The sequence below is a fragment of the Modestobacter sp. DSM 44400 genome, from assembly GCF_900107175.1.
Taxonomy (GTDB): domain Bacteria; phylum Actinomycetota; class Actinomycetes; order Mycobacteriales; family Geodermatophilaceae; genus Modestobacter.
The window spans coordinates 1-3,602 of sequence record NZ_FNOZ01000118.1; the positions used below are offsets into that span (position 1 = coordinate 1).

General features: G+C 65.4%; 5 protein-coding genes and 1 pseudogene. 3 read left to right on the forward strand and 3 right to left on the reverse strand.

The window, feature by feature from the left end; genetic code table 11:
• Window positions 1-169: 169 nt before the first annotated feature.
• From BLW04_RS24915 to BLW04_RS24925, 3 genes are all read left to right on the forward strand, one after another.
• Window positions 170-532: a hypothetical protein gene (locus BLW04_RS24915; RefSeq protein ID WP_091548274.1), complete on the forward strand. Its 363-nt coding sequence runs from the start codon at window positions 170-172 to the stop codon at window positions 530-532.
• A 730-nt stretch (window positions 533-1,262) separates the two neighbouring features.
• Window positions 1,263-1,520, forward strand: a complete 258-nt coding sequence (locus BLW04_RS24920) for a hypothetical protein (RefSeq protein WP_091548276.1) — start codon at window positions 1,263-1,265, stop codon at window positions 1,518-1,520.
• Window positions 1,517-1,933: a type II toxin-antitoxin system VapC family toxin gene (locus tag BLW04_RS24925; RefSeq protein WP_091548278.1), complete on the forward strand. Its 417-nt coding sequence runs from the start codon at window positions 1,517-1,519 to the stop codon at window positions 1,931-1,933. Before BLW04_RS24920 ends, BLW04_RS24925 begins: the two co-directional genes overlap by 4 nt.
• A 491-nt stretch (window positions 1,934-2,424) precedes the next feature.
• Here the strand turns inward: BLW04_RS24925 and BLW04_RS29020 are convergent, their stop codons facing one another.
• The 3 genes and pseudogenes from BLW04_RS29020 to BLW04_RS27865 all read right to left on the reverse strand — a co-directional run.
• The gene (locus BLW04_RS29020; protein ID WP_254781986.1) at window positions 2,425-2,610 is read right to left on the reverse strand and encodes a ParA family protein; all 186 of its coding nucleotides are present in this window, start codon (window positions 2,608-2,610) and stop codon (window positions 2,425-2,427) included.
• Window positions 2,611-2,663: 53 nt separating this feature from the next.
• Window positions 2,664-3,203 (reverse strand): annotated as a pseudogene (locus tag BLW04_RS29980) (ParA family protein); the annotation flags it as partial.
• 211 nt (window positions 3,204-3,414) lie between these two features.
• The coding region (locus BLW04_RS27865) for a hypothetical protein (RefSeq protein WP_217631267.1) at window positions 3,415-3,602 on the reverse strand (188 nt) is incomplete at its 5' end.

The following is a 3,602-nucleotide window of genomic DNA, read 5'->3' on the forward strand; positions in this document are numbered from 1 at the left end:
CTCGACGGCGATCCGTTCCACCCAGAGTGGAACTACACGATCACACCGCGAACCATCGACGACGAATTACACTGATGTAATTCCCTTCCAAGCTCCAAGCATCCCCGGGTTCGGCTACAGTGATCTCCCGTCGAGTCCAGACTGCTTCAAAGTTGCAGGGGGGACGGTCATGAGCCGGGAGTTAGCCAGGCGTGCGGTCAGGCGAGAGGTCGCCCCGGAGGGTCGGCTGGCGTTCGCCAAGCGGGCGGGCGTCGACCCGGGAACTCTCGCCAACTTCCTGGACGGCATTAGGTGGCCCCAGTCGCGGACCCTGAGCAAGATCGAGGCAGCCATCGGCTGGGCCCCGGGGTACGTCTTCGACCTTGCTGAGGGCGCCATCACGACCGAGATCGAGAGCGACGCGAGCGGCGGCACCCGCATCCTGGTCGAGTCCTACCGGCAGCTCAGCCCGGAGGACCAGCGCCGGGTGGAGCGCATCGTCGCCACGTTCCTGGTGCAAGATCACCAGGAGATCGCTGGTTACTGTACGTAGTCTGCTGTTGACGGCATCCGAACAGCACTGGAAACTTGCTTCGGCGCCCGAACCGGGAACCTGGTTGGCTTCGAACACCCTCGCCAGGTCAGGAACTGCCAGGCCGTCCGCCCTACCCGGGCTCACAGTCAGGGACATCGATGCCCATTACGTTCCACGCTAGTGACGGGCTGCCCGACACCGTAGCTGTGGTGCTGGTTCAACATTCGGACCGGACAATGGTGGTGCTCAACTATGCACTTGTTGAGCTGATGTGCCCGTCTGAGCGGCTGGAGCTGATCAACGCTCTGCTCGCAAAAACGGCCGACGGGCACCACCCAACCGACCGTCGGCTCGATGAGCTCGCCGCTCCCCGCCGCGAGCGCCGCCGACGAGAACGCCGAGCTCGATGAGTTCCCGATCCCGGCCGACCTGCTCAACGACGGCGACGACGCCGAGGCCCCCCGTGGCTAGCTCGTCATTCCGACGTTGACCAGCAGCTCGGACGCTTGAGGGGCAGCACGCCGTGAGCGATAACGACCAGCGCGTGGCCTGGGTGCTGCGTCGCCAAGGCTTCGGCGGCGGCGAACCCGTGTGCACCATGCCGGCCCCCCGACGTGGCGACCTCGAGCCGGGGCGACACGACGGGCACCACTCCCCTGGCGCCGCCGCTTCACTACGTCTCCGCCGCCCGGGTGCGTCTCCCCTGCTGATGAACCGGGAGGGTCGCTCGCCCGATACTCTTTCGATCATGAGCACCGCCGATGGGTGGGACCTGACGGTCCCTGAGGATGACGCTGAACTGCTTGCAGAGCTGCGTCGCCACGGCGTGCGCCCCGGCCAGCACCTCCACATCGTGCAGTCCCCTGAACAGTCACCGGACCAGGCCAACATCGAGCCGACGAGCGAACGGCCCAGGCGGCGTCTGAGCTTCACTGGCTCAGTGCAGGCAGAGCCAGACCTAGCTAGGAACTCCGACGAGTACCTGCGGGGCTTTGGCGAAGCGTGATTCTGGTCGACACCAACATCTTGGTGGCCGTGGCGAACGAGCGTGATAGCGACCACGAGCTGGCGGTAGAGCTGGTTGCGTCGCTCTCCGACGAGGTCCTCGTCGTTCCGCCCACGGTCATTGCAGAGGTCTCGTATCTCATCGGCGATCGCCTCGGCGCCCGAGCTGAGGTGGGGTTTCTTCGAGCGTTCGGGACCGGCGAGCTTCGCCTGGCTGAACTGACGGTGGCCGACGTCGCCCGCATGGCCGACCTTGCCGAGCAGTACGCCGACCTTGGCCTGGGCGGCACCGACGCATCAGTCGTCGCCATCGCTGAACGGCTCGGGGTCGACCGGATCGCCACGCTGGACCGGCGTCACTTCACCGTCGTACGACCGCTCCACGTCGAGGCCTTCACCCTGCTCCCCCTCTGAGCAGCAGCGCTCAACGATCGAGATACTCAGGTACCTGGGGTATCTCGCAGCTCTAACGAAGACGGCCCCGGTGCGGGAAATCTCGCCCTTCGTTGTGCTGCTTTTTGGCGTCGGTCAGCCAGGCTTCCACCGCCTCGTCGAACAGCTCGCCTAGCTGAACTCTCGGCCGCCCATGCTCCGATAGGAACCAGACGGCATCACGGACCTCTGCCGCCAGGTCACCTCGGAGCTTGACGTGCTCCCGAAGCGCTGGCTTTTGCTTGGTACCCGAGGTACCTGAGTTGCCCCGGACAACTGAGGAGTCTGCGGTGTCTGAGTCATCTTGGGTATCTGAGTTACCTCGGACAACTGCGGGGCCGGGGGCGCCTGAGGCACCTCGGCGACCCTCTGAGGTCTCTCGGTTACCTGAGGTACCTACGTCCGGATCGGTCAGGGTGTCGAGCGCCCGGTCCATGGGTCGTCTCAGCTCAGAGTCTTTGCCGGGGAGAGCCTTACGCTGAGGCATTGGCCACCTCCCGGCTCAGCAGCTCGTCGAGCACCGCTCGGTAGTCCTGATCGCCTTTGCCGTCGGGGTCGAACTGCGCCATCGGCTTGCGCCAGGCCGGCGCCTCCCGGAAGCGGTTGTCGTCCCGGATGACGGCATCGAGCACGTCGCCGCTGGGGAAGTCCTTACGCAACTCCTCGCCAACCTCCCGGCGAGAACGCTGGTGTGACGCCCGTAGACACGGACCTGCGTGAGTAACACGCCCGCCATCTGTAGATCCGGGTTGAGGCGTCCCCGCACCTTGTCGATCGTTGCCCGGACCTTGGGCACCTCGTCGAGTTCCATTGCGCCCGCAGGCACCGGGACCAGCACGTCGGTGGCGGTCGCAAGAGCCATGATCGTGAGAGCTCCGAGGTCGCCGGGAGCATCGAGGAACACCCAGTCCCTCGGCGTGGTCTTGGCCAGGCAGTCCCGTAGCAGGAACTGATGCCCCGGCTCGGCCGTCAGACGCTCGGTTTGAGCAAGAGTGATCGACGCCGGTACCAGCCCAAGACCTTCGACCGACGTCGGAACGACGAGGGGATCGAGGGAACCGCCCTCGATGAGTGCGGTCATCAAATCGTCGTTGTCCGGCGAGTGGTCGAGCCACTGCGTTGCCGACCCCTGCTTGTCCAAGTCGATCAGCAAGACTCGGTGGCCCCCAAGGGCGGCTGAGGTAGCCAGGTTGACGGCAGTCGTCGTCTTCCCGGTTCCACCCTTCGAGTTGACGATGGCGGTTATTCGCATAGGGCAGCACCTTTTCGGCAGGCGCCCCAGCCGAGCCAGGGCATCACGATCTTGCGACGCACGCTAGCCAGGTATCCGAGGTAACTGGGGGATCTGAGTTACCTCGGATACCTGTGTCGGCCTCGGGGGCCCTCGTCGGCGACGGAAGGCGTGGCGCCGAGCTCCGATTTGGCTAGCGCATCGTGCCGGGCGGCCTCGGGTTCAGGTGTGCCTAGAGCGTCAGGCTTCGGTCGCTGCGGTCCTTGGTACCGATCTCTTGGGCCTGGCTCGGCTGGGGCAGCGAGAGGTTGTCCCGGGTCTTGTAGAAGTTGAGGTGGCGGTCCCCCGCCTGCACCGGCCGTGAGGTAGGTGTTGGGCGTCCGCCAAGACTCCATCCGAACAGGGGACCGCCGTGAGCAA